This is a genomic window from Granulicella aggregans (assembly GCF_014203275.1).
Lineage (GTDB): Bacteria > Acidobacteriota > Terriglobia > Terriglobales > Acidobacteriaceae > Edaphobacter.
This window is the reverse complement of the sequence record NZ_JACHIP010000003.1, coordinates 695,061-721,198: the sequence shown is the minus strand read 5'-3', so window position 1 is coordinate 721,198 and position 26,138 is coordinate 695,061. Positions and strand designations below refer to the sequence as shown.

The 26,138-nt window shown below is 57.8% G+C and carries 22 protein-coding genes and 1 tRNA gene; 15 read left to right on the top strand and 8 right to left on the bottom strand.

Going from position 1 to position 26,138, the window contains the following annotated elements; genetic code table 11:
- Positions 1-82: 82 nt before the first annotated feature.
- The 11 genes from HDF16_RS13245 to HDF16_RS13195 all read left to right on the top strand — a co-directional run bounded on the left by HDF16_RS13245 (position 83) and on the right by HDF16_RS13195 (position 13,412).
- Positions 83-2,512 carry an Orn/Lys/Arg decarboxylase N-terminal domain-containing protein gene (locus HDF16_RS13245; protein ID WP_184217232.1) on the top strand — a complete coding sequence of 810 codons (2,430 nt, stop codon included), beginning with the start codon at positions 83-85 and terminating at the stop codon, positions 2,510-2,512.
- Positions 2,513-2,775: 263 nt separating this feature from the next.
- Positions 2,776-3,204 carry a response regulator gene (locus tag HDF16_RS13240; RefSeq protein ID WP_221312716.1) on the top strand — a complete coding sequence of 143 codons (429 nt, stop codon included), beginning with the start codon at positions 2,776-2,778 and terminating at the stop codon, positions 3,202-3,204.
- Positions 3,205-5,358, top strand: a complete 2,154-nt coding sequence (locus tag HDF16_RS13235) for a putative bifunctional diguanylate cyclase/phosphodiesterase (protein WP_184217230.1) — start codon at positions 3,205-3,207, stop codon at positions 5,356-5,358.
- Positions 5,358-7,376, top strand: a complete 2,019-nt coding sequence (locus HDF16_RS13230) for a TonB-dependent receptor plug domain-containing protein (protein WP_184217228.1) — start codon at positions 5,358-5,360, stop codon at positions 7,374-7,376. Before HDF16_RS13235 ends, HDF16_RS13230 begins: the two co-directional genes overlap by 1 nt.
- A gap of 36 nt (positions 7,377-7,412) precedes the next feature.
- Positions 7,413-7,955: a YfiR family protein gene (locus HDF16_RS13225; protein ID WP_184217226.1), complete on the top strand. Its 543-nt coding sequence runs from the start codon at positions 7,413-7,415 to the stop codon at positions 7,953-7,955.
- Between the two features lie 68 nt (positions 7,956-8,023).
- A complete protein-coding gene (locus HDF16_RS13220) occupies positions 8,024-9,559 on the top strand; it encodes an ATP-binding protein (protein ID WP_184217225.1) in 1,536 nt (511 codons plus the stop codon).
- A gap of 204 nt (positions 9,560-9,763) precedes the next feature.
- Entirely contained in the window at positions 9,764-10,909 is a 1,146-nt protein-coding gene (locus HDF16_RS13215) for a PP2C family protein-serine/threonine phosphatase (protein WP_246409051.1), read from the top strand.
- On the top strand, positions 10,906-11,367 hold the full coding sequence (locus tag HDF16_RS13210) for an ATP-binding protein (RefSeq protein WP_184217221.1): 462 nt from the start codon (positions 10,906-10,908) through the stop codon (positions 11,365-11,367). The genes HDF16_RS13215 and HDF16_RS13210 overlap by 4 nt, the downstream gene beginning before the upstream one ends.
- Positions 11,368-11,721 carry an STAS domain-containing protein gene (locus tag HDF16_RS13205; RefSeq protein WP_184217219.1) on the top strand — a complete coding sequence of 118 codons (354 nt, stop codon included), beginning with the start codon at positions 11,368-11,370 and terminating at the stop codon, positions 11,719-11,721. It begins immediately after the preceding gene.
- 81 nt (positions 11,722-11,802) lie between these two features.
- Positions 11,803-11,890: transfer RNA gene (locus tag HDF16_RS13200), tRNA-Ser, on the top strand.
- Between the two features lie 175 nt (positions 11,891-12,065).
- Positions 12,066-13,412 carry an ISNCY family transposase gene (locus HDF16_RS13195; protein ID WP_348641318.1) on the top strand — a complete coding sequence of 449 codons (1,347 nt, stop codon included), beginning with the start codon at positions 12,066-12,068 and terminating at the stop codon, positions 13,410-13,412.
- A 519-nt stretch (positions 13,413-13,931) separates the two neighbouring features.
- On the opposite strand, the gene thiS is transcribed toward HDF16_RS13195, so the two are convergent.
- On the bottom strand, positions 13,932-14,153 hold the full coding sequence (thiS, locus tag HDF16_RS13185) for a sulfur carrier protein ThiS (RefSeq protein WP_184217215.1): 222 nt from the start codon (positions 14,151-14,153) through the stop codon (positions 13,932-13,934).
- A gap of 126 nt (positions 14,154-14,279) precedes the next feature.
- Here thiS and HDF16_RS13180 point away from each other — a divergent pair, with 126 nt between their 5' ends.
- Complete coding sequence (locus HDF16_RS13180; RefSeq protein WP_184217213.1) at positions 14,280-16,289, top strand: DUF1800 domain-containing protein; 2,010 nt, start codon at positions 14,280-14,282, stop codon at positions 16,287-16,289.
- Positions 16,290-16,291: 2 nt separating this feature from the next.
- On the opposite strand, the gene thiD is transcribed toward HDF16_RS13180, so the two are convergent.
- Positions 16,292-17,140, bottom strand: coding sequence for a bifunctional hydroxymethylpyrimidine kinase/phosphomethylpyrimidine kinase (gene thiD, locus HDF16_RS13175; RefSeq protein ID WP_184217211.1), 849 nt, complete (start codon positions 17,138-17,140; stop codon positions 16,292-16,294).
- On the opposite strand from thiD, the gene pyrF reads away from it, so the two are divergent.
- On the top strand, positions 17,139-17,900 hold the full coding sequence (pyrF, locus tag HDF16_RS13170; RefSeq protein ID WP_184217210.1) for an orotidine-5'-phosphate decarboxylase: 762 nt from the start codon (positions 17,139-17,141) through the stop codon (positions 17,898-17,900). The two genes, thiD and pyrF, sit on opposite strands and share 2 nt — an antisense overlap.
- Before the next feature lie 73 nt (positions 17,901-17,973).
- Here pyrF and HDF16_RS13165 read toward each other — a convergent pair whose 3' ends face one another.
- A complete protein-coding gene (locus HDF16_RS13165; protein ID WP_184217208.1) occupies positions 17,974-18,891 on the bottom strand; it encodes a dimethylarginine dimethylaminohydrolase family protein in 918 nt (305 codons plus the stop codon).
- A gap of 233 nt (positions 18,892-19,124) precedes the next feature.
- The gene (locus tag HDF16_RS13160) at positions 19,125-19,304 is read right to left on the bottom strand and encodes a hypothetical protein (protein WP_184217206.1); all 180 of its coding nucleotides are present in this window, start codon (positions 19,302-19,304) and stop codon (positions 19,125-19,127) included.
- Between the two features lie 262 nt (positions 19,305-19,566).
- On the opposite strand from HDF16_RS13160, the gene HDF16_RS13155 reads away from it, so the two are divergent.
- Positions 19,567-20,748, top strand: coding sequence for an acyltransferase family protein (locus tag HDF16_RS13155; RefSeq protein ID WP_184217204.1), 1,182 nt, complete (start codon positions 19,567-19,569; stop codon positions 20,746-20,748).
- Here the strand turns inward: HDF16_RS13155 and HDF16_RS13150 are convergent.
- Both HDF16_RS13150 and HDF16_RS13145 read right to left on the bottom strand, forming a co-directional pair.
- The gene (locus HDF16_RS13150) at positions 20,742-21,866 is read right to left on the bottom strand and encodes a hypothetical protein (RefSeq protein ID WP_184217202.1); all 1,125 of its coding nucleotides are present in this window, start codon (positions 21,864-21,866) and stop codon (positions 20,742-20,744) included. The genes HDF16_RS13155 and HDF16_RS13150 overlap by 7 nt on opposite strands.
- 116 nt (positions 21,867-21,982) lie before the next feature.
- Entirely contained in the window at positions 21,983-23,047 is a 1,065-nt protein-coding gene (locus tag HDF16_RS13145; RefSeq protein ID WP_246409050.1) for a CPBP family intramembrane glutamic endopeptidase, read from the bottom strand.
- 98 nt (positions 23,048-23,145) lie between these two features.
- On the opposite strand from HDF16_RS13145, the gene HDF16_RS13140 reads away from it, so the two are divergent.
- Entirely contained in the window at positions 23,146-24,336 is a 1,191-nt protein-coding gene (locus HDF16_RS13140; RefSeq protein ID WP_184217198.1) for a glycerophosphodiester phosphodiesterase family protein, read from the top strand.
- A gap of 1 nt (position 24,337) precedes the next feature.
- Here the strand turns inward: HDF16_RS13140 and HDF16_RS13135 are convergent, their stop codons facing one another.
- Complete coding sequence (locus tag HDF16_RS13135; RefSeq protein ID WP_184217196.1) at positions 24,338-24,625, bottom strand: pentapeptide repeat-containing protein; 288 nt, start codon at positions 24,623-24,625, stop codon at positions 24,338-24,340.
- 107 nt (positions 24,626-24,732) lie between these two features.
- A complete protein-coding gene (locus HDF16_RS13130; RefSeq protein ID WP_184217194.1) occupies positions 24,733-26,073 on the bottom strand; it encodes an inositol-3-phosphate synthase in 1,341 nt (446 codons plus the stop codon).
- Positions 26,074-26,138 lie beyond the last annotated feature (65 nt).

Here is a 26,138-nt window from a genome sequence, read left to right as displayed (position 1 = left end):
ACGGAGGAAAGATCTCGCAGCCTGGCCTGTGCATACTCCATTCAAACTCTGGCTGTACCATGAGATTTGAAGTGAGAGGTGTATGAGCGAAGGCCGTTGGGTGTTGTTGATTGCGAGTGAGGTGGGTGGTACGGACTCGGTGTCCGACCGCGCTATGGAGCGTCTGATCAACGCGATTGGTGAAGAGGGTTACGAGGTCGTCCGGACGTCGACGCCGGAGGATGGATTATCACTGGTTACCAGCGATCCATCGCATAGTGCGATCCTGTTGGATTGGGACCTTGAAGGGGACAATCAGTTTGAAGAGCGCGTAGCGTTAGAGATCTTGCGTGCGGTCAGAAGGCGCAACAAGAAGATTCCGATCTTTCTGATCGCGGATCGAACTCTGGTCAGCGAACTTCCACTTGAGGTCGTCCAGCAGGTGCATGAGTACATTCACCTCTTCGGCGACACGCCAGCGTTCATCGCGAACCGCGTGGACTTCGCGGTCGAACGTTATCACGCGCAGTTGCTTCCGCCTTATTTCCGCGAGCTGAAGAAGTACAACGACCAGGGAGCCTACTCGTGGGACGCGCCGGGGCACATGGGTGGCGTGGCCTTCCTGAAGCATCCCGTTGGGATGGAGTTTCACAAGTTTTTCGGTGAGAACATCATGCGTTCGGACCTCGGCATTTCGACATCGCCGCTGGGTTCGTGGCTGGATCACCTGGGGCCTCCGGGAGAGTCGGAACGGAACGCCGCTCGCATCTTTGGTGCGGACTGGACATTCTATGTTCTGGGCGGTTCGTCGACTTCGAACCAGATCGTGGGTCATGGTGTGATCGCGCAGGATGACATTGTTCTTGCGGATGCGAACTGCCATAAGTCCATCTGCCATTCGCTAACGGTCACCGGGGCGCGGCCTGTTTACTTCAAGCCGACGCGCAATGGCTACGGGATGATTGGCCTGGTGCCCATCAAGCGGTTCAGTCCGGAGAACATTCAGGCGCTGATCGACAAGAGTCCTTTTAGTGCGGGAGCTCCGTCAAAGAAGCCGACTTACGCGGTCGTGACGAATTCGACCTACGACGGGCTCTGCTATGACGTGAACCGCGTTGCCGAAGTGCTTTCGAAGAGCGTGCCTCGCCTTCACTTCGACGAGGCCTGGTATGCCTATGCGAAGTTCCACCAGATCTATCGCGGAAGATTTGCGATGGACGTTCCGGACGACATGCCGGACCGGCCTACGATCTTCTCTGTACAGTCGACGCACAAGATGCTCGCTGCGTTCTCTATGGCATCGATGGTGCACGTCAAGCTGAGCCCCCGGGCGCCGCTTGACTACGACCAGTTCAACGAGTCGTTCATGATGCATGGGACGACGTCGCCGTTCTATCCGCTGATCGCTTCGCTGGATGTGGCCGCAGCGATGATGGACGAGCCTGCCGGGCCGACCTTGATGTCCGAGACGCTGCAGGACGCCATCGCGTTCCGCAAGGCCATGTCTTCGATCGCTCACAGGCTACTTGCCGCTGAGCAGGGATGGTTCTTCAGCCTTTACCAGCCCGACTCTGTAACCGACCCGCTTGATGGGAAGAAGTATCTGTTCGAGGAGTGCCCTGATGGTGCGCTTACCAACCGTTCGAGTTGCTGGACGCTAAAGCCGGGCGAGGATTGGCATGGCTTCCAAGATGAAGACATCGCCGACGACTACTGCATGCTGGATCCTGCAAAGGTCACCATCCTTACTCCAGGAGTGAACGCGCAGGGCGTGATTGGAGAATGGGGAATTCCTGCGGCGATCCTTACGGAGTTCCTTGATGGGCGACGTGTAGAGATCGCGCGTACCGGTGACTACACCGTCCTTGTGCTCTTTTCAGTCGGTACCAGCAAAGGAAAGTGGGGAGCGCTGCTTGAGAATCTCTTTGAGTTCAAGCGGCTCTACGACTCTGAGGCGTCGCTTGAGGAGGCTCTGCCAGAGCTCGTCTCCAAGTATCCGCATCGCTATCGGAACGTGACGCTGAAAGAGTTGTCGGATGAGATGCACGCCGTCATGCAGCAGCTCAATCTTTCGGGGCTGGTGAATGCTGCCTGCGATGAGGACTTCGACCCTATCCTGACACCGTCGCAGACCTATCAGAAGCTGTTGCGAAATGAGACAGAGAAGATTCGCTTTGCGGAGATGGCGGGACGAATCGCTGCCGTGATGCTGGTGCCGTATCCTCCGGGCATTCCTATGAGCATGCCTGGGGAACGCCTTGGAGGTTCAGACAGCCCGGTCATCAAGCTGATTCTTGCCATGGAAGAGTTTGGCAAGCGGTTTCCCGGCTTTGAACGCGAGACTCACGGAATTGAAGTGGATGGGAACGGCGAGTACTGGATGCGTGCAGTTGTCGAACCAAACGGCAAGAAGAACGGAAGAGGGAAGCAGCGTCCTCCGAGCTCGGCCCCTCCGGTGAAGCGGAAGAAGAAGCCGCTTCCCGGCGATCTGCCTGATCCCGATAAGCCGATCAAACTTCAGTCTGAAAGGTAAGGTTGAAGCGTCTTCAGCGATGTGCAAGATAGAAAGGCCCCGGATACTTCCGGGGCCTTTTCTTTTGACCCATTCCGCGGAGCATTCGCTTCTGCTCGAAACAGGGAACGCGCACAGACGTGTCCCGGTGAATTCCACCAAAGATGTATCTCCACGAAATCTTCCAACTCACTTTCAGACATCTCTGAGCCGATAGGCGCTCCAGAGGACACTCTGTCTCGAAGTATTTCCATTCACAATCAACGCGAAGAAAGAGGCAAGTAATGCAGGCTCTGGCCAGAGACTATCAACCGGCGGTTGCTCACCATCACGCGTACGTGGGGAGGGTTCTGCTGGTTGAAGACAACGAGTTCAACCGGGACATGCTTTCACGACGACTGCGGCGGAGCGGCTGGGAGGTGGAGGTCGCGATCGATGGAGTTCAAGGGCTGGAACGTGCGCGCGGCGGGGAGTTCGATCTGATCCTGATGGACATGAGCCTGCCGGAGATGGACGGCTGGAGTGTGACTCGGCTGCTGAAGGAGAACCTGCACACTCGCGATATTCCTATTATTGCGTTGACTGCTCATGCGATGAACGGTGACCGCGAGAAGGCGATGCTCGCGGGATGCGATGAGTTTGAGACCAAGCCGGTAGAGTACTCGCGACTCCTTGGGAAGATGACGGAGTTCGTCGCCGGGAAGGATCTGTAGATGGAATCTTCCAGCAAAGTCCTGATCGTCGATGACGAAGATAGCAATGTCGACATGCTGTCGCGGCGCTTGAGCCGATGCGGATACAACGTCGTTTCGGCAAGCAATGGCGAGCAAGCCCTTCGTATGCTGGAGGAGTCGCCAGTGGACCTGGTGTTGCTCGATCAGATGATGCCGGGGATGACCGGTACCGAGGTATTGCGCAAGATCCGAGCGAGCAAGTCAGCGCAGCGATTGCCCGTCATCATGGTGACGGCCGTCAGCGATAGCTCTGCGATTGCACTGGCCCTGGACCTGGGCGCGAACGACTATGTGACCAAACCTCTCGACTTCCAGATTGCGCTGGCTCGAATTCGTACACAGCTTGCGATGGGAAGGGAAGAGGACAAGGTTCGGAAGAACGAAGAGCGCCACGTCCTCGCGGCCAGGGGCTCTGGTGAAGGCCTATGGGACTGGGACCTTACGAGCAATACCGTCTTCTGTACGCGAGAGTTGCATAGCCTGGTCGGTCTCGCGGCGCGGGAGCAGGCTTACCATCCGCGAAGCTGCGTGGCCCGTGTCCACCCCGGTGACCGTCGCGCCTTCGCTCTTGCTTTCACTTCTACGGATGATCCAGCAGATGAGAGCGCGAGCCAGTTTCGATTGCGGCACGAGAGCGGGCGGTATCGCTGGTATTCGCTGCGCGGCGTGACTCTCCGGAATGCTGACGGTGTACCGATTCGCCGAGTCGGTTCGATCACTGACGTGACCGCACGGCTGACGATCGACACCCTTACGGGGCTAGCAAACAAGCGTGTGCTCGAAGAAGAGATCGAGACAGCGATCCTGCGGCGGGCACGAGTGCCTTCGGGCAGATTCTGCGTTCTCCTATTCGACATCGACCATTTCAAGCATCTGAAGCCGAGCCTTACTCAAGCAGGATGTCAGCTTCTATTGATACGCTTCGCCGAAAGAGTACAGAAGGTGCTTTCAGAATTCGGAAGCTCCGAATTGGAGAACCCCGGAAACCCGCCCATCTTTGCCCGTCTTGCCGAAGACGAGTTCGCGATTCTGGTTGATCCACTGAGGCACGTTTCCCAGGCGGAGTTGCTTGCCGATCTTCTGACTCGCGAGATGCGTCCTTCGTTCTCTATCGAGGAGCGCGAAATCTTCTGCTCTATCAGCCTCGGACTGGTGATTGGGAGACCTGACCACAAGAGCGCGGAGGACGTGCTTCGCGATGCGAACACGGCAACGTCCGCTGCCGAATTGCGCGGGGCCGGAAAGTGGGTGCTGTTCGAAGAGTCCATGAGTAAACTTCGCGACCAGCGATTGCAGCTGGATATCGATCTTAGGACTGCGGTGAAGAGAGAGGAGTTTGAGGTCTTCTACCAGTCACGCGTGCACCTGGATACGGGAGCCATCTGCGGTTTCGAGGCTCTGGTGCGATGGAACCACCCTACTCGCGGCCAGGTGTCGCCACTCGAGTTCATCCCTATCGCAGAGGAGAGCGGGATCATCCACGATATCGGGCTGTGGGTTCTTGAACGAGCTTGCGAACAGACGCAGCTCTGGCGCAAGCAGTACAACCTTGCTGAAGACTTTGAAGTTTCGGTCAACCTGTCGCCACAGCAGTGCAAGGAACCGAACCTGGTCAGCAGCGTGACGGAGATCCTGCAGAGAACCGGGCTGCCCGCTTCGAGCCTCAACCTTGAGCTTACTGAGAGCCTGCTAATGGAGGACATCGACCAGGCGAAGGCTGTGCTGCACGCTCTCAAGCGACTTGGCATCGGCTTGAAGATCGATGACTTTGGAACCGGATATTCGTGCCTGAAATACCTTTGCCAGTTTCCCTTCGATTCGCTCAAGATCGATCGCTCCTTCACCAAGGAGCTGGATCAGGACAGTGTGGAGATCGAAGAGATTGTGCGGACCATCGTGCAGATGGCCGGCAATCTGAAGATGGAGGTTGTCGCGGAGGGTGTAGAGAATGCGGCCCATGTCTCGCGTCTGCGCGAGCTAGGTTGCAAGTATGGCCAGGGATTCCTCTTCTCTCGTCCCGTAAACGCAGCGGCAGCGGAACGCATGCTTGGTCCGAAACGGGGCCAGGAGAAACATCGAATAGGCGGCCCGACGATCGAGGCATTGCACTCCCCGCGCGAGGAGCCGGTCTGATGTCACGGAGATTCCGAGCAAAAGTGGCTGGTGCAGCTCTTCAACTCGCAATCTCGGCCTGCGTGGTCTCTGCGTGCCTGGTGACCGCCTGGGCGCAGCAGGCATCCGATCTGTCCCAACTAAGCCTGGAAGATCTAACGAAGATTGAGGTCAGTTCAGTCGCGCGCAAGGATCAGCAACTCTTCGCGACACCGGCTGCGGTCTTTGTGATCACTCACGACGACATTCGCAGAAGCGGAATCAGGAGTCTGCCGGAGTTGATGCGCATGGTGCCTGGGATGCAGGTTGCGCAGCTCTATGCCAACGAGTGGGCGGTGAGCAGCCGTGGATTCAACGGAAGATTTGCTGACAAGATGCTGGTCCTCATCGATGGCCGGGGTATCTATTCCGAAATATACTCCGGGGTCTATTGGGACCAGAACGACCTGCTGCTCGAGGACATTGATCGCATCGAGGTGATCCGAGGTCCCGGCGGAACGCTGTGGGGCGCCAACGCGGTGAATGGGATCATCAACATCATCACCCTAAAGGCTGGGGATACCAAAGGTGCGCTGTTGATCGGCGAAGGAGGTCGCCTGGACGAAGAGGGGGCGGCGCGATTTGGCGGAGGAATCGGGAAGCAATTGAAGTATCGATCGTATGTAAAGTTCCTGGAGCGCAATCAACTGGTCACTGCGACCGGCAAGGGCGCCGGGGACGCTGGTAGCTCCGTGCGGGTAGGAGCGCGCGCCGATTGGCAAGCGCATCCCCAAGACTCGGTCTCCTTTCAGGGAGATCTGTACCGAGGTCATGGTGACGAGAGAGTTCATGTCGATGGAGTCAATGAGCCGACCTCATCCAACGTGAATACCGAGGGTGGCTTTGCCCTAGCCCGATGGGACCATACCTTTTCGCAATGGGACCTGGGACTGCAGACTTATTACAACCAGGAGAATCACGCTGAGTTATCGGGCAATGGGCGCGAACGCACGCTCGATCTTGATTTGCTTGCACACCTGCCTCGGTATAAGCAAAATGAGGCGACTCTGGGTGTAGGGTATCGGCTGGTTACGGACCGGATCGAGAGTGACCCCGTTACGTTCAACCGGGAGCACTACCGCGACATTCTGTACAGTTTCCTTTTTGAGGATGATCTAGTTGTCGTGCCTCGAAGAGTGAAAGTCACGGGCGGATTCAAACTGCTCAACACTTCTTACACTGGGGTTGAGATTCAACCGGGTCTCCGGGGGATTTGGACGCCCGATGAACGGCATGCTGTCTGGGCAGCGGTTTCACGGGCTGTACGTACACCTTCGGTCCAGGAACGAGACCTCCACTATCTGCGACCTATTCCAAACGACGGACCCATCCTGACGGACATCCTGGCAGAAGGGAATGCCGATTTCAAGTCAGAGGTTGTACACGCGTATGAAGCTGGTTACAGGCAGGCACTCGGCAAGAGTCTGTCCGTTGACATTGCAGGGTTCTACAACCAATACAAGAGGCTCAGGAGTCAATCGCAGCTTCAGCCTTATCTTGTAGCAAGTCCAACACCTGAGGTGGTTATCCCGATCGTCTACGGCAACCTGCTGGAAGCACGCAGCGATGGGGTGGAGGCAGCGGTCTCATTTCGGCCGGTTAGCTCAGTTCGAATGGATGCGGCGTACTCGTGGATCAACGCACGTCGCTGGCTGGACCATGTCAGTTCCTCGACCACTGGCGATTCCTGGTCAACCCCGACGAACACTCTCAGCCTGCGAGGAACGTGGGAGTTCGCTCGCCGGTGGACCTTCTATTCGTCGCTCTACACAGTAACCCAATTGCCTGACGATCCGGTCGATCCTAACTCCCATGTAGGTGCGTATCTGCGAGCGGACGCTCACCTCTCGTTCAGCCTGAAGGAGAATCTCCAGATCACTGCGGGAGGCGAAAATTTGCAGGAATCCCGGCATGTTGAGCTGAACCCTGCGGACGACGGCTACTCGGTAGGTTCGCAGATTCCGCGCAGTGCCTTCGTAAAACTCTTATGGAGCTTCTGAGACGTGACCACTCCGATCAAACCTGGGTGGAGAGTGTTGCGCCTTCTCTTGCTCGTCATGTCTTTCAACGCTGCGACGGATACTCCGTCCTTGGGGCAGGCTGCGCCAGTGGTGGATGAGGCGCAAATTCGAGCCGCCATGATCTTCAACCTCACCCGGTACGTCGAGTGGCCTCCCTGGAAGTTCAACGAGCCGTCCGCACCTTTCGTTCTCTGCTTTCTCGCGAGTGATGCTGTGGGCGACGACACCGAGGCTCTAGTCCGCGACCGTCAATCTCGCGAGAGCTCGGGACAAGACCGCAAGGTGACTGTGCGGCGAATCTCTTCCGCGTCCGCTGCGGCTAGTTGCCACGTCCTCTACGCCCCGAAGCTAGATCGGAAGAAAATCTTCGAGGCACCAGCTGACATCGCCAAGTGCGCGGTACTTACCATTAGCGATAATCCCACGACGGGGGGCATCGTAATCTCTCTCCCCATGGTGGATAGCCGGGTTCAGATCGTTGTTGATCTCAAGGCCGCCCAGCAGAGCGGTTTAACACTGAGCTCCAAACTCCTGAAGATTGCGACGGTGTCGCGATGAACTTCTTATGGGGCGAAGAAAGACTCTCGATGCGCAGCTTGTGGTCGGGCTCGATCAAAAGGAAGCTGATGCTGCTGTTCACGGCGAACACGGTGGTGGCGTTGACTCTCGCCTGCATTGTCTTCTGGATCTATCTAACACTTGCGTACAGGCAGACGCTGGTGCAGGAGGTCTCGACAATGGCACAGATGCTGGGGGAATCGAGCACCCCTGCGTTGACCTTCGCCGATCAGAAGGCGGCGGCGGAGTCGCTGGCGGTGCTCCGAGCGGATTCGCGGATGGAGTCCGCGTGTCTCTATGACAGGCATGGGAACCTGTTTGCAAGCTACATAAGAACATCTGCTGATCGCGCCTGTACTCAGCATCAGATCGTCGTGCCGCTCCGCTTCAATTTTCGTAACTTCACTGTCCTTCACCCGATTGTGACGGACAACGAAGTCAGTGGAAGTCTGCTTCTGCGTGTGAGCCTAGTGGAGATGTATTCGCGCCTGCGAAGGTTCGGGATCATCGGTGCGCTCGTGCTGCTTACATCTACTCTGCTGGCGATGCTGATGTCGTTGCGTCTGCAGCGTCTGATATCAGACCCGATTATTCACCTGACCCAAGTTGCAAAACGAGTTTCGAAGGGAGGGAACTACTCGATTCGCGCAGCTTCGAGATCGGAAGACGAAACGGGGGTGCTGATCGATCAGTTCAACTCCATGATGGAGCAGGTAAGCCAACGCGATCTGGAGTTGAAGCGTGCCCAGGACGATCTGGAGGTAAGGGTGGCCGACCGCACGAGAGAACTTCAAAATGAGATCGCGGAGAGAGAGGTGATTCAGCAGGACCTGTTGAACGCCAAGTTGGTCGCCGAAGAGTCGAATCGTGCCAAGAGTGCCTTTCTGGCGAATATGAGCCATGAGCTTCGGACACCGCTCAACGCAATCCTTGGCTACAGCGAGATGCTGGAAGAGGATGCGGAAGCGGCAGGGAACCAGTCGGAGGTTGCCGACCTGAAGCGGATCGAATCCGCTGGCCGACACCTCCTGATGCTGATCAATGATGTGCTTGACCTATCGAAGATCGAAGCTGGGCGGGTTGAACTATTCTCCGAGCCCGCGCAGGTTGGGACGCTGGTGAACGATATCGTAGCGACGATTGACCCTATCGCCCGCAAGAACAAGAACGTCTTTCTCGCATCCACGGAGGATGCGAATGCCACCATCTACGTGGACGTGACGAAGTTCCGCCAATGCTTGCTCAACCTCCTCAGCAATGCTTGCAAGTTTACGGAGGGTGGCATCGTTCGGCTGCGGGTCGAGGAACGTGTGAGAGACGGAGCGATATGGAGTTGCTGGGAGGTTAGTGACACAGGGATTGGCATCGCCGAGGACGATAAGGCGAAGCTCTTCCAGGCGTTTTCGCAGGTTGACTCCTCCGCGACGCGTAGGCACGGAGGTACAGGCCTTGGTCTCGCGATCAGCCAACGATTGACCCGCATGATGGGGGGATGGATCGAGTTTGAGACCAAGCTCGGTAAAGGCTCGACCTTCACGATCTACCTGCCCAGTGTGGCAGAAGGAGAGGCCGCCGGCTCACTCGCCGTGGAGCGAGTCGCGTAATCGCGGGCAAGTTAGCATCGCAGGCGGCCCGTATGGCGGTCTGGGCAGATTCGTCTTGCCCCTGCGACGCTCAATTGGATACTATGAGGCTCTTCCCCATGTTCCACCAGGATTCACTCGCAAGGGCCGGATCAACGATTCGGCGTGTCGTCAGGACCCTTTAATCTTATGGATCTACCGCCTCCTTATTTGTCACAAGATACATTGCCTCTTGAGCAGCAGGTGGCGCGTCTCCAGGCGCTGCTGGAAGCCACGCGGCAGATTCACTCGACCATTCTTCCTGATGAAGTGATGGACCGGACGGCACAGATCCTTGTGCGCGAACTCGAGATGGAAGGCGCGCTCTTTCTCTCGACCTCATCCAGGGTGATGTCGAAGATGTGGGGACATATGCCCGCGGAGCCTTACGAGGGTTGCCGGCGGTTTCCACTTCTTTCAAAGGAGAATCAGGTCCTCGCGGAGCTTGTGCTGGCGACACCTTCCGATGGATCGTTCTCACTGTACGAGCAGGATTTCGTCGAAGGCCTGGTGCTGCAGGCTGCGGTCGCCCTGGAGAACGCCACGCTGCATGAGCGCGACCTGCAATGGGCGCGGGTGCAGCAGGATCTCGATGCGGCTCGTGCTATCCAGCGTTCGCTTCTGCCACGGAGTATGCCCGAGATCGAGCGCTACTCGATTGCCGGGCAGTCGAGCACCTGCTATGAGGTAGGCGGCGACTACATGGACACGCTTACGCTTCCGGACGGCAGCGAACTTATGCTGGTAGCCGACGTCGCGGGCAAGGGACTCGCATCGGCGATCGTCGCCACCAGCTTCCGGGCTGCGTTTCGCTCGCTTGCGAGCCAGCCTATGCCGCTGAAGGAGCTCGTAAGCCGCATCGGTCAACAGCATTGGGATGAGGGAACCGAGGCGCAACGGCGATATGTCACCGCGATCTTCGTGCGCCTGGATTCGAAGAACGGCGAGGTGGAGGTCGTGAACGCGGGCCACAATCCCGGCGCACTCGTCCTGGCGGACGGCACGCTGCAAACGCTGGATGCTTCGGGCACGCCTCTCGGTATGCTGCCGGGCATGGTCTACTCTGCGGAGACGTTTTCATTCCCACCCGGTGCACGGATTCTGCTCTATACGGATGGCCTTACGGAGGTCTTCCAGGGGGATGACGAGTTCGGTACAGACCGCTTGATGGACGCTTTCCGGGACCACTCTTCTTCGCAGGCGAAGGACATTCTCGATACACTCTGGGAGACGCTGGCTACATTTTCAGACGGCGCGCCGCAAACCGACGACATGACCGCTCTCGCCATCTATCATCTCGATTCCTCTTCGCAGGAGCATGCTGCCTCATGAAAAGCGGAAGTTCCGTCGAAGTCCGTATCCCTTCCGAGCTCGGCTTTGAAAAGGTCGCGATGAGCACTGCCTCCAGCATGGCAGCGCTGATGGGATTTTCTAACGACCGGATCGAAGATTTGAAGACTGCCGTGGCCGAGGCGTGCATCAACGCCATCGAGCATGGCAATCAGCTCGACAGCACGCTCAACGTTGGAGTCGTCTTATCGACGACCGACGATGAGTTGGAAGTAAAGGTCATCGACGACGGCGCGGGAATCGCGAAGGCCCCAGCCTCGCCCGACATCGACCGCAAGATGCACGGTGAAGAAGATCCGCGCGGCATGGGCATGTTTCTTATCCAAGCATTAGTCGACGAAGCGGAGTGGCACCAGGGGCCTCCCGGCAAGAGCTTCGTCCGTCTCGTTATCCGTCTCGACGCCCATCACGACGCCCATCAAGGCAAGGAGAGTCAATAAATGCAGGCGACTACAAAAGTCACCCAGCGCACCGCTACCTCCGCTGCAGGAACATCCATTGCTGTCCTCGCATTTTCCGGCGATATCTCGTCAGCTTCAAAGGAAGCCATCCTCGAGGCGTATCACGGCCTGAGCGCGGCGACGACTAATGTGTTGCTGGACTTTACTGCTGTCGATTACATCAACTCCTCGGGCATTGCGATCATCATTCAGCTACTGCTGGAGGCAAGCAAGTCCGGAACGCGAAAGGTCGGCATCTTCGGCCTGAGCGCCCACTTCCAGAAGGTCTTCACGATGGTGGGCATCAACAAGTACGCGTCGCTCTATCCTGATGAGCAGACAGCGTTAGTGTAGATTCAGGGAATTGCAAGCCCACTTTGGATCGGGTCGGCCGATAGCCGCCATGTGGTAAAGTGAGTCTGGCTCGCAATTTGCGGAGAGATGGCCGAGTGGCTGAAGGCGCACGCTTGGAAAGCGTGTATACCGCAAGGTATCCAGGGTTCGAATCCCTGTCTCTCCGCCATAAATAACTCCTACCAAGCCAAACCTCAAAGAACACCTCTCCATCAGGTGGATCGGTTACGTCCGATAACACATATTATGTATACCTGAATCTGTAAGCGCAAAGCAATAATGTCATAGCTCTGCAAAGCCAAAGTGTCGCTGCCCCATCCTGAGCTGAGGGTTGGAGGCGGCAGATGGGGTGGCTACAGATGAGCAAGCAGGAGTTACGACGGGTTGAGGTCTTGACCGAGGTGCTGGCGGGTCGGCGCACGACGGAGTCGGCGGCGGGCGTGCTGGATGTGAGCTTGAGGCAGGCACAACGGCTGGTAGCTAGATACCGTGATGGCGGCGGCGGAGCCCTGATCCATAAGAGCCGCGGCCGCCCGGCGAGCAACAAGTTAAGCGCAGGCACACGTGAGCTGGTTCTCGAACTCGTACAGCAGAGTTACCGTGACTTCGGGCCGACACTTGCAGCGGAGGTCCTGCTGGAGCGTCACGGTGTCGAGGTCTCACGCGAGACCTTGCGCAAGTGGATGGTCGAGGCCGGTCTGTGGTTGTCACGCAAGCAGCGCAGGAGCTTCCATCAGCCAAGGCTCCGTCGCGAGAGTTACGGCGAGCTGATCCAGATCGACGGCAGCGAACATCGATGGTTCGAAGACCGTGGCGAGCCCTGCACGTTGCTGGTCTTCATCGACGATGCCACAAGCAGCTTGATGCAGTTGCGCTTCGTCCTCAGTGAGAGCACGTCGAGTTACTTCGAGGTTCTTCGCAGCTATCTGGAAACGCATGGTTGTCCGGTGGCCTTCTACTCGGACAAGCACTCCGTCTTCCGAGTGAACAGACCGGACACGAAGAACGGCTGCGGAATGACTCAGTTCGGCCGTGCGCTGGCCGAGCTTAACATCGAGATGATCTGCGCTAACTCGAGCCAGGCCAAGGGGCGCGTCGAACGAGCCAACCGTACCCTGCAGGATCGGCTGGTCAAGGAGTTACGTCTGGAGAACGTATGTGATCTGGAGACTGGCAACGCCTTCCTGCCCGGCTTCGTGGAACGCTTCAACAAGCGGTTCGCACTCAAGCCTGCAGCGGCAGCCGATCTTCATCGCAGACTAAACACCCCCGGCAGACTCAACGACGTGCTGAGCCAACGCGAGCAACGCCATGTCAGTGAGCAACTCACCTTGAGCTACGACCGTAAGCAGCTCATCCTGGAACGTAATGAGATCAGCGAAGAGTTGGGCGGCAAATACGTCGAAATCTACACATTCCCCGATGGCCGGCTGGAGGTGCGCTCGCACGGGCACGTACTTCCCTACCGCGTCTTCGACAAGGACCAGCGCGTCAACCCAGCAGCCATCGTCGAGCGCAAACGACTGAGCCATGCCCTATCCATCATCAAGGCGAGACAGGATGCAACGCTTGTTCCAAGGATACAAACCAACAGCGAGAAGGGCGGCTACAAGAAGAACCCGCGTCAACTTTACGGGGTGAATTACAAAGCAAAAAACGCGCCGCCGGCTGCGGTGGAAATGACGGCCTGATGGAAAGCGTGGAACGATGAAACTGTCCCACTCTTCCCACAGTCCTTGGGAATCCACACAGTACGTCGATTCCCACATTACGCACCGCACGACGACTACGGCGCTTTATGATGACAGAACCGCTTTGCAGATCCAGCGACGGTTTAGCTTTGCTCCAACAGAATCGTAACGCTTGATTAAGCTACGCCAGCGCGCTTCAGCCTGCCTTCTCCCCTTGAACTTTCGCGTAAAATACGAACAGTATGGCGTTCCCTGTAAAAGTTTGTGTCGTCTGTTCAGAAGAGTTTGAGCTGAAGCCTAATAAGCCTGGCTTCGCCAATCGGTGCCCCAGTTGCAGCGAGCCAGAGTCGCAGTATGCGGGCGGCAAACAAAGCATGGATGCAGACGAACGCAAGGCCAACGCGGAGGCTAACGAAGCCCGGCGTGCCGCGATGAAAGATCTGCTCTATCGAAAAGATCGCTAGTCACAACCTAATTTCGCGGTATTGCGCGGCCTCAATAGTTCATTCGAAAATTGAACTATTGAGCCCCACCTCCAACAAAATGAACAAGTTCGATGCGGTCTTTGGAGACAATCATTGTCTCTGCCCACGCTGCTCTGGGAGTGATTGCGCCATTGAGCTCGATCGCAACCCGATCGGCTTTCAGCTCAAGAGCGCCGAGAAGCTGTGCGATGGTTGAGCCATTCTCCATCTCCGCAAAGACGCGGACATGGCCGTTGAGAATAATTTCTAGTGCCATACGACTCTGAGAGTATCAGGTCGCTGGTCCCGCCGGCGGGACATCGACCTGCCAGAGCAGATGCACAGCTCGGAACTTCTCTCGACGGCTTGGGTTCCAATTTCCGTGGACCGCTGCGGAGACCTCATGACCAATCACAGACTCAGATCGAAGGCATCGTCACTCGTAGCAGCACTGCTCATTCCACTCTTGATGGGACCTGTAGAAGTCTTTGGTCAGAGTCCCGCTGCTGCGCATCCACCCTTGAAAGCCAAGGTCGGTCAGCTTAGCCCGGACGAAAAACTGCTCCTGGTGCTGAACCGGTTCACCTATGGGCCGAGACCGGGCGATCTTGAGAAGTTGCGCTCCATGGGACTTCAGACATGGTTCAACCGCCAGCTTGCCCCTCAGACGATTGACGACGGCGATTTAGATCGACGGCTGGCAAGGTTTCCCGCGATGCAGCTTCCCCTTCCACAGCTCATGGCGCTCTATCCCAATCGCCAGGCGGTCCGGAAAGAGATGAACGGAAGGATGGACCGGCCTGGTGGACAGATAGCGAACGCTATCTACAAAGACTCCATCGAAAGGTACAAGGAGAAGTTGAAGAACAAAGACGGTGACGGCGACCAGGGCCAGATGGCCGAAGATCCGCCACCGCCGCTCCCCCAGGATGTCGCGACCTTGATCGCGATGACCCCAGAAAGCCGTTTCAGCGTGTTGTGCAAGTTCACGCCGCAGCAGCTGACTGAACTTCGCCGCTCCACGCAGCCTGCAGATCGCATTCGTCTGGTTGACGGATTTACCCCCCCGCAGTTCGAGGCACTCGCTGCATTCGAATCCCCCGTCGGCTTAGTAGGAGCGGAAGACACGCAGACTAAGCTTCTTCGTGACATCTACAGCGAGCGGCAATTAGATGAAGTGATGGTTGACTTTTGGCTCAACCACTTCAATGTTTACATGAAGAAATCACAGGATGCTCCTTATTACATTGATAGTTATGAACGTGACACCATACGTCCGCATGCTCTTGGGAGCTTTGAGAGCCTGCTCGTAGCGACTGCTGGAAGTCCTGCGATGCTGAACTATCTCGACAACGCACAGAGCATTGGACCAAAATCGATGTTTGCGGAACGCGCCGGCGGGCGGCACGGGCAGCCGAAGAAACAGACTGGCCTCAATGAGAACTACGCCCGAGAGCTCATGGAGTTGCATACGCTTGGGGTCAACGGAGGATATACCCAGAAGGATGTGACCGAGGTCGCCAAGGTTTTCACCGGATGGACAGTCGGATCGCCCGAGAAAGGAGGAGTTCCCACACGGGTGGAGTTCGACGAGACCAGACATGAGCCCGGGTCGAAGACCGTGCTCGGGGTGAAGATCAAGGAGAACGGCGAAAAGGAGGGCCTGGAGGTGCTGCACATGCTGGCGACGAGTCCGCAGACAGCCCGTTTCATCTCCACCAAAATTGCCGTCCGTTTCGTGGCGGACGATCCTCCGAAGGCGCTGATAGATCAGATGACAAAGACTTTTCAGTCGACGCATGGCGACATCCGCAAGGTTCTTCTTTCCATGGTCAACTCACCGGAGTTCTTCACCACGGCAACGTATCGCGCCAAGGTGAAAACGCCGCAGGATTTCGTAGTCTCGACGGTTCGCGCTTCGGGGGCGGAGGTTGAGAGCGCAGGTGCGATCGCCAATGTGATCTCGGATCTGGGAATGCCGGTATACGGGATGCAGACGCCGAACGGCTATTCGATGAAGGCCGATCCGTGGAACAGCTCCGCATCACTGATAGCTCGGTTGAACTTCGCGCTGGCTCTATCGTCGAACCGGGTTGTCGGTGTCAGAGTCGATTGGAATCAGTTTCTCAATACCGCGGAGCTCGATCCGGCAGAAAAAGAATCGGAGCTTGAGACAAAGCTACTCCACTTGTCGGTAAGCGAGCGGACGCGCGAGGCCATTCTCGCTCAGGTCACCTCTGACCCTGCACAGCAGCAGGCAAGTCTGAAGCAGGTCGCCGTGGTTGACCGGAAGCGCGATCCGCTTGCCTTTGGAACCCCCGGTATGCGCGGTGCCGCTCCGTTACCTGCCGATACCCAGGCTGCACTGGCAGCCGGGCTGCTCTTTGGGTCGCCAGAGTTCCAACGGCGTTAGATTCATCGAATGGGCCATAGATGGTTCATAGGGCCTCGGCCGCGACCGATAGGGACTGCTGATCGCAGCGCTTCGGCTACGTAGCTTTTTGCATTCCGTGTTGCCGTTATCAGATCGTCCCCCAAGACCAGCCGGCACAGTAGAGCGCTAGAGAGAGCGCAGCCCGTTCCGTGGGTCGAGCTTGTTTCAACATGCTCGCCGGACATCCAATGATGCCTGGATGCGAGGGTGACCAGAAGGTCGTCGGGAGGGATGATGTCCCCTCCTGTAGCCAGCACGTTTAAAGGCTTGCCGCCATGTCCGATAACTTCCCTCTGGAGGTCTTCAGCCGCTCGAACGGTTTCTTCCTTAGACTTGATGTCTGATCTGCCTGTCAGCCAGCCAAGCTCGGAATGATTGGGTGTCACCCAATCCACTAGAGGCAGCAGCCTCTTTTTCAGGAGGTCGACTCCTTCAGGTTCTAGCAGCTCCCTGCCTGATGAAGATCGGATGACGGGGTCAAGCACTACCGGAATATCCGAGCCTCGTCGGCGAAGGCGCTCGAGGTAGTCGCATACCGTTGCGACGGCGGCTCTGGTTCCCATCATGCCGATCTTGATTCCAGCTGGCGGTAGATCGTCGTCGAGGCATGCCAGGCTGTCGGAGAGGATGCTAGCCTCGACGGGATAAAAGGCCCGTACACCCATCGTGGATTGGACGGTCAACGCCGTGATGCAGGACGTTCCGAATAGACCATGTGCTGCGAAGACCATCAGGTCGGCAGTTACGCCGGCACCTGACGAGGGATCGAAGCCAGCGATCGTAAGGACGGTCTTCACCTCTCCGATAGTATTCGTTACACTTGAAGGCATGGAAATCGCAGCGCCTCAGAGGCTGGACCAGGCTGTCGCCGAAGCTCGAACAGATGCGAAAGATCGCCTCGCGGTGGCGCTGGACTTCCCTTCCGCGGTGTCCGCTCTTGCCTTTGTCTACCGGCTTGAAGGACGTTGCCGGTGGTTCAAGGTGGGGATGGAACTCTTCTACGCGGCTGGGAGCGGGCTGATCCATGACCTTCGCGAAAAGGGTTTTGAAGTCTTCCTCGATCTGAAGCTGCACGATATCCCGAATACGGTCGCGGGCGCGGTTCAATCGGTCACTTCAACCGGAGCCTCCCTGCTTACGCTCCACGCGTCTGGCGGCGAGAGGATGATGCTTGCCGCGGTTGAGGCAGCCCAGGCACCCGGTTCACCAAGACTTCTAGCTGTAACGGTTCTAACAAGTATGGATGGGGCAGATCTGAATGGAACCGGAGTTGCGTCGAGTCCCCGCGACCAGGCCGTCCGTCTGGCGTTGCTGGCCCAGAGGTGTGGAGTTGCCGGGATGGTGTGCTCCCCGGAAGAGGTAGAAATTCTGCGTCGCAAGCTCGACGTTGGCAATCTGCTGGTGGTACCGGGGATTCGTCCCGTTGGCGCTGCGATAGGCGACCAGCGCAGGATCGCAACGCCGGGCTCGGCGATTCGCGATGGCGCGTCCATGCTGGTTGTTGGCAGGCCAATCACGCAGGCGGCTGATCCGGCGCAGGCAGCGGCAGCGATCCTTGCTGAGATCGAAGCCGCTGGTTCCATCTCCTAAACCGAACAAGAAAAGCTCCCACAACCTAGGAAAAGACTGGTCGTGGGAGCTGCCTTTCGCCTGCAATGAAGAATTAGCTCGCGATCTCCGCCTGCAACTGGATATCGCTTAGGCGGAGGACGAGCGATTTGGCTGATCCGCCTCCCTTGAGGAACTCGCTTAGGTCGATCTGGACCACGTCGAATCCAAGCCGTCCCAACCGTCGTGAGAGGTCGCTGGACACCTTATGCATCAGAACGGTCTCGCCAATATTGATGACGTTGCAGGCGAACGCGGTGGCTTCCTCTTCGTTAACCGCGATTCGCTTCTCCTCCGGATAGGCGTTCTCTATGGCAACTCGCGACGCTGCGTCGAAGGCGTCCGGGAAGTACATCAGGTGGCCGCCGGACAACGGAGCGAAGCACGTATCCAGGTGATAGAAGCGCGGGTCGACCAAATGCAGTGAGACGACCGGGAGGTGCCACGCCTGCGCCAGGTGACGATGGCACTGGAGGCACGTACGGACCCCGTGCGCTGCCCAGAGGAGCTTGCCGTTGGCATCGAAAAGAGCGTCTCCCTCGCCCTCAAAGGCGGTCTCGCGAGGCGTCTCCCAGAGGAGAAAACCATGATCCTTCAGCCAGCGCCGGACGGGCTGCTCTTCGACGCGCCGCTCGGGGTGAGCGAAGCTCGAAACGGCGGCGACGCCGTGCTGGACGACGGCTGTGTGGCCGACGAATACCATGTCAGGCGAACCCTGGACGGCCGGAATCAGGCGGACATCCGCAATCAGCTGGAGCTGGCGATGCAGCTCGCGCCACTGGGCGAAGGCGAGGTCACGGTTGAGGCGGTGAAGGTTGCCCGCCATCCATGGGTTGATGACGTAATCAACGTCATACCACTGCGGGGCGCACATCAGGAAGGTAGGCGTATCGAACTGTGGGGGAGGTGGGGAGTTTCGGGAAGGCGTCGTGCTGCTTACTGTATCCAACTGCAAACCGGTACTGCTTTTCATGACAAGAGGTCCTGCTTTCAGTGCTTGAGTCTCCCCCTGTTGGTACAGCTTCGTCAAGTGCCGCGCTCGAATTTAACGGTACCTCTATGGGACTGAATCAGAAGAGGTAACTTACCGTTGTAAGACCTGCGGAAAACGTGAGAGGGTGCGTTCCATGATGAGAGTCAATGCAAAAAGCCCCGTTGCCGGAGCTTATTTTGCGTGTCAAACGATCGTGTGAATCAATCTGTTGCTTAGAGCTTTTCGAAGAACTCGCAGGCCGAGCAGGAGATGTACACTCCGCCGGGGATGCCGCGCTCGCGGTCTTTAACGCGCTTCACGATACGGGTGGGCTTGGAGCACTTGGGACAATCGGTGCTCTTGTTGGTGTCCATGACTTTCTTGCGGTCGCCGGTCTTGGCAATCTTCGACATCTTGGTAATCTCCTGATGCTGATCTCTAGGCTGTCCACGGGAAGCACGACTCTAACCCGGGGCCGCCGGTTCGGGCAAGGCATCGGAGAGTCGGACGAGTGGCTGACGCCCATCGATAAGTCTACATGAAGGAACGGGGCTCTAGGGCAGGCTATCTCGGGAAGATGACTTCTCCCAGCAGGAGGGAGAAGATCGGCTATGGGCCTCATGTATCCTTTGAGAACGCGCACCAGTTCAAAGACCCCGTTCCAGGAGATGGCCGATGAAGCGAATTGTGGAACTGGACGGTGTGCGGACAATTGCTGTCGCGGGTGTAATCGCCTGCCATTTTGCTCCATTTTCAAACTGGTTCGGCCAGATTCCGGCGCATTATGGCGGTTTGGGAGTCGATATTTTCTTCGTCCTCTCAGGCTTTCTGATCACCACTATCCTGCTGGAACTCAAGCACGCGGATCATCCCTACAAGGTCTTTTACGCGAGACGATTCATCCGGATCATGCCGCCGTATATTCTGCTTCTCGTGATTGTCTACGGAATCGCCCTTTTCGCTCATGATCCAATCGAGCCGGAAAAATTTCTAGGACAGATCCTCTTTCTGCGGAGCTTCGTAAACATAGGGAGCGATCTGCATCGGCTTGTCGACGTGATCCAACATCCAGGCTTGATCCCGAATCCATTTGCCATCACTTTCAATAAGTTTGTCGAACCGGACTACCCGATCTTGCCGATTACGGGCGCCTTGGGCCCGACGTGGTCGCTCTCGGTCGAAGAGTGGTTCTACGTCCTGTGGGCGCCAGTTGTTTTATTGCTCAGCCGCACTAGGATCGTCGCGGTGGGATTTGCGATGTGTGTGGCGGGATTTCTGCTGCGTTGGATCATCAGCCCGCCTTCGATGATCCTGCGCTCTAGCGATATTCTGATTGCGGGTGCTCTGCTGGCCCTTTGGATTGAGCACCGTAGAGGCCTCGACGCGAGAACGCAGCGCAGAAACGATCTTCTCTTCGGAATCGCGTCAGCCCTGTCGGGCGTGATCTATCTGCTGCTCGTGATCTTGCACCGCGAACTTCTGAGCATGACTTTTGCTGAGTTTGCATTCGCCGGAGCAGTGGGCTGGCTGATCCTTCATGCGGGATCTTCTAATCCGGTCAGCTGGTTTCTACGGCTGAAGCCGATGGTCTATCTTGGTTCGATCAGCTACATGCTGTACCTGATCCACCTCCCGATGTACTTCCTGGTTCGGGCTGGTGTGACGAGGATTGCAGGCGGCCTGAATCAGGAGGCCCGCTACTGGATCGTTTCCATCACGACCGTCATTCTCTCCGTAGCCTTCTCTGCCGCTTCTTGGAAGTTCTACGAGTCTCCGATCCTGAAGCACAAAGACCGTTTTACGGAGTGGGTGATAGGTCGTCGAGAGAAGCTCGAAACAGTAGATTCCGCTCACTGAGTAGGCGGTGCCTGAGGAGATGAGGGCTGCTGCGTTGGGTCGGGAGCAGAGCCGGTCTTCGATGGCGGAGGATACTGGACGCGATGGGCGTTACTTACCGGCACTGTATCGTCTTTTTCACCCGCCTGACGAAGAGTGGGCGGAGCTACTGTGTGATTAGGGTCGACTCCATCTCCGAGAGCGATATCCCGTTTGTCGGGCTCTGGAGCGAAGTCTCCCATCTCGTTCTTATCGTGAACCTCAATCGGCTTGCCTAGCGCCGCGACCTTGACCAAGACGACGCGATCGCCTTTGAATCGTACGAAGCGAACGGTCTGTGGAACATGCCCGTAGATCCATTCCTCGTAGTGAACTCCTTCCGGAGTGTCCTCGGCGTGTTCACGCACTTTGCTTTCTGGTGCGCCTACGGATGCGAGAACCATGCGGCGGTCCATCCCGACCAAAACTTCGTGTGCGGAGATCGATTCCTTTACAGGTGCGGGGAGAGTGTCGGCGTAGGCGTCTGTTGAGGTCTTGGCGCCGAAGTCGATCACCGGCGTCAGGAGGGCTTTTACTTCCGGAGCCGAGATCTCGGGCACACCACCCTTGAAGATGAGGGTTACGCGGGCACCCGTAGGATCGTCGCCCCGGCGGGCAACGGGGCCGTCTCCGAACGAAATGTGGCTGAGGTAGCGGTGCTTGGCGTAGGGGCCGCCGTTGACATCGATTACAATACGGTCGGGCTTGAAGGTCAGGGCCGTCACGACGACCCGGTCGCCGACGGAGACGGACGCACCCTTTTCGTAGATCATCTTCTTGTATTCGGCTGCGCCGGGCGTAAGCTCCCCATTGGCTTCGAGCATCAAGCCTGCGCCCATGGGGAGCACGCGGTGCGCGAATCCCTGCTCCGACTCTAGGTCCCGGATCAACTCACGGCGTCCGCGCTCCGAGAGGCGACCGTCGGGCAGTTGCATATGGGTGGGGGTGAAATCGGTCGCGATTCCGGCGGTGGCGCTATGCTCGCCGACCACGAAGACATCCGGCTTCTGCTTCTCCGGTTCACCGTTCTGCGAGAGGCAGGCGGTTGACGATGCGGCGATCAAAAATATGGGGGCCCATCTGGACGCGGACTTCACCATGTTGCACCTCAGATGCAAGTGATTCTCCGCTCATCCGGGAGGTTTGACAAGTCAATTGCGCAGGCGTAGCGGCCGGGGGGTTCAATTTTGACACCGCGCTTTCAACGGTAGTGGAACTAGCGTTCCGGCTCGACCGATCTGGACTGCGGGGTTGTGGGCAGAATCTGTACTAACGCGGGAGGTGCTGGTGGAATAGCCCGCTCCATCTCGGTGTGAGCGGCAGGTGGAGGAACATCCATCGCGTACCCGGCAGGGACCAGCGGTTTGCGCGTGTAGTCCCATGCCCAGTCGCTGCTGACGAGAACCACTGCGGCGATGGCTGCGGCCAGCGGAATGAGCGTCCACGGAGCGGCTTCGATGCCGTAGGCTCCGCCGGTCAGCCAGGCACGACCAATTGCACGTGACTCCACGAGCGATGCGAGATTATCGATGCCATTGACCGGCAGGCCAAACAGGATGCCAAGACTGGCGATCCACGCAAAGTGAAGCCCCCAGCCGAGCCAGAGGCCGTGGGTTCGCAGCCATGCAAGGCAGAGGCAGACTCCAAAGATCGTCCACGCGATAACGCTCAGGATTGTGGAATCACGGCTGAAGCTACCGATGAGCCCGAAGAGCAGTGAAATCATAACTGTTGCCCATGCCGGGCCGAGGGCTTCGATCAAGCGGCGGAAGGCGAAGCCGCGGAATCCGATCTCTGACGCAAGAGCAAGCATGGCGACGGTTATGAGGTTCAGGACCAGCAGATAGAGCGAACGCGGCGCGATCCAGAAGCGTACGTACAAGGCTCCGAAGAAAGCCTGTGGGAGCACGGCCAGCAGGACGACGCCCCAACCGATCGCGGCTCCGGTCGCGAATTCCTTGCGTGATGAGGGGCGGCGCGGCAGTCCAATCAGTCGGCGAACGGGAGTTCCGCCCGAGAAGATCGACTGGAGAAACATCGTACCGACAACGAGTAGGAAGAGCAGGAAGATTGATTGAAGGAGTTGATACCCGTCGCTCAGATTCAGACGCACGGCCAGTCCCCTCGCGGCTTGGGTGGCAATCTGGTTAGCCGCGGCAAACCAGATCAGAGACGCGGTGACCACGGCAAGTTGAATGGATCGGTGATGCCTGGATTCGGTGCGGGTCTCGTTCTGCGGCAACGGCAAATTCATCTCTCCTGCGTCTGTCGAAGCGCTCATTCTTCGACTCTCTCAAGTTTATGCTCTTCTCGCGGAATGGGACGAGGCCGACGGAGGTCGTTCATCGTCTTGTAACCGGAATCCATGACGATCGAGCGATGTCCTCTAAAGCCTTGTTCGCCCTGCGGAACTCCGCCGCTTTGTTTGTTGCCCTTGCACCCAGCCTGGCCGGTGCCCAGCAGCCAGCGCAAGGTGAGAATCCGTATCAGCAACTCATGAAGAGTGCGGCGGCGCACGCCAAGGCCAGCCACGCTTCCACTATCCCCGCGCTGTCACCGCTCGATTACACAGTTATCGACGGTTCGGTTCCAGTTGCGGCGCTCCAGAAGCTCGGCATCAAGGTTGTCCCGTGGACTACGAACGACCCAGAGAAGATGCGCGCCGTGATTCGTACCGGAGTCGACGGCCTGATCTCTGACCGCCCAGACCTGCTGCAGAAGGTGGTTGCGGAGGAGCGCGCGTCCTCGCCGCAGATGGCGGCGAAGCTCAAGGACTTCAACGTATCGGGCCATCGTGGCGGCCGTGGTTTGAGACCCGAGAACACTCTGCCCGCTTTCGAGTCTGGCTTGGATAACCTGATCGACACGATTGAGACCGATACCGGAGTTACGACTGACCGTGTTTCGATGATCTGGCATGACCAGTTCTTCAATCCGCAGTCGTGCCGCAAGGCGGACGGCTCACCTTACACGATGGAGAACCGGATCTATCTTCGCGACATTTCGAGCCACGATGCACAGGCGACGCTGATCTGCGATAAGCTGCACCACGGTCCGAACCAATTCCCGAACCAGGTGAATGAGCTCGCACTGTCTCCGGTAGCGGTCGCCTTCGCCGCACAGGAGCACCTCATCAGTCCCTACGTGCCTACCTACGCGGAACAGCTATTTCGCTTCACGGCGTTCTATACGGATTACTACCGCAACGGCACGGGCAAGACGACTCCGCGTGCTGCGGAACGGGCGAAGGCCGGAGAACGGGTGCACTTCAATCTTGAGACTAAGATTTTGCCGGACTACGTTCCGCAGATGGATCCAAAGCTGAAGATTCCCGCAGAGATGCTACAGAACCACACGGTCAGCCCGCAGGAGTTTGTCGACACGCTGTGCGGAGCGATCACGCGGAACCATATGGAGGCGCGCTCAGACGTACAGAGCTTCGACTTCAGGACGCTGATTCTCGTGGAGCAGCAGTTTCCTGCAATCCAGACGTTCTATCTCACCCAAGATTCGAAGGCATTTTCGACCGAGTTAGTTCCCGCCGCACTGCGTCAGGAGGCTGCGAAGTAGGTCAGCTCTTCGCGGCGTTGTAGGCCGCGAGAAGATCGTCGACGAGGATGCCGTTGATCGTCGCGCCTGCGGTGCTGCAGTCGGCGATGGACATGCCCTGTAGGCACGCGTCACGAATTGTCAGGTGCGACATGTTCGCGTTGTGGATAGAGACTCGCGTGAGATTCACATCGTCCAGCAGGGCGTCGGATAGATTGACGTTCCGGAAGCTGGACTGCCTGAGGTCCGCGTCAATCGCTTCGATCACGCGCTTTGTGTGTTCGAGCTTGTTGGTCGCGCAGGGAAACATGGAGTCCTCCTGCGAGAGATGGTAGTGCTCTTTGGCCAACTCATCAACAAAAAGTGAACGCCCACCCTTGGGAAAGAGTGGGCGTTCCGGCTTTGCGAGAGCGATGACTACTCGCCATAGTATTCAAGGCCGAGGTGGGTGATGAGGTCCTCGCCCATGATGTGGCGGAGTGTGTTCTTCAGCTTCATCTGCTGGATGAAGAGATCGTGTTCCGGATACACGCCGGGGGCGGTCTGCGGGGCCTTGAAGTAGAAGCTCAGCCACTCCTGGATGCCGAGGCCGCGCAGAGAAGGTGTGCGGGAGGCGAGGTCGAGGAAGAGGCAGAGGTCGAGAGCCAGCGGAGCTGCGAGGATGGAGTCGCGGCAGAGGAAGTCGACCTTGAGCTGCATCGGGTAGCCGAGCCAGCCGAAGATGTCGATGTTGTCCCAACCTTCTTTGTTATCTCCGCGTGGTGGGTAATAGTTGATGCGAACTTTATGGTAAATGTCCTTGTAGAGGTCGGGATGAAGCTCCGGCTGGAGGATGTAGTCCAGCACGCCGAGCTTCGACTCTTCCTTGGTCTTGAAGCTCTCGGGGTCGTCGAGGACCTCGCCGTCGCGATTGCCGAGGATGTTGGTCGAATACCAGCCAGAGATGCCCAGCAGACGCGTCTTGAACGCCGGGGCGAGAACAGTCTTGATGAAGGTCTGGCCGGTCTTGAAGTCCTTGCCGCAGATGGGCGCGTTCATCTTCTTTGAGAGCTCAACCAGTGCCGGGACATCGACGGTCAGGTTTGGCGCGCCATTGGCGAAGGGAATGCCTTCCTTGAGCGCGGCCCAGGCGTACATCATCGAGGGCGTGATGCCTGGGTCGTCGTCGACGAGGCCCTTCTCGAACGCTTCAAGCGTTTGATGGACCGCCGCCTGCTCGAGGAAGATCTCGGTGGAACCGCACCAGATCATCACCTGGCGATCGGTCTTGGTCTTGAACTCCGCAATGTCGTTGCGGATCTGGTTGGCGAGGTCGCACTTGTTCTTGCCGGTTTTGGCCTTCTTCGCGGTAAGGCGCTTGACGTAGTGCTGGTCGAAGACGGCTGGTATGGGCTCGATGGATTCGAGATAGGGGCGGATCGACTCAAGTTGATCGCGGTCGAGGACCTGTGCGGTCTTTGCGGCGTCGTAGAGGTTGCCGCCAAAGATGTCCCACCCGGTGAAGACTAGGTCGTCGAGCTGGGCAATCGGGGCGAAGTCCTTGATGAGCGGGCTGCGACCATCGGTGCGCTTGCCGAGCCGGATGGTGCCCATTTGCGTGGTTGATCCGATCGGCTTGGCGAGGCCGCGGCGGACAGCTTCCACGCCGGCGATAAGAGTTGTAGCGACGGCTCCCATGCCGGGGATCATGATGCCGAGTTTTCCAGTTGCGGGCTTGATGCTGGCCGCGTCTTGCGTTGCGGCGCCGGGTGTTGACATGCTTGGCGATACCCTTCTTTTGGTCGATAGTTCCGTTACTGCCGGACACCTCAGTATTGCCCATT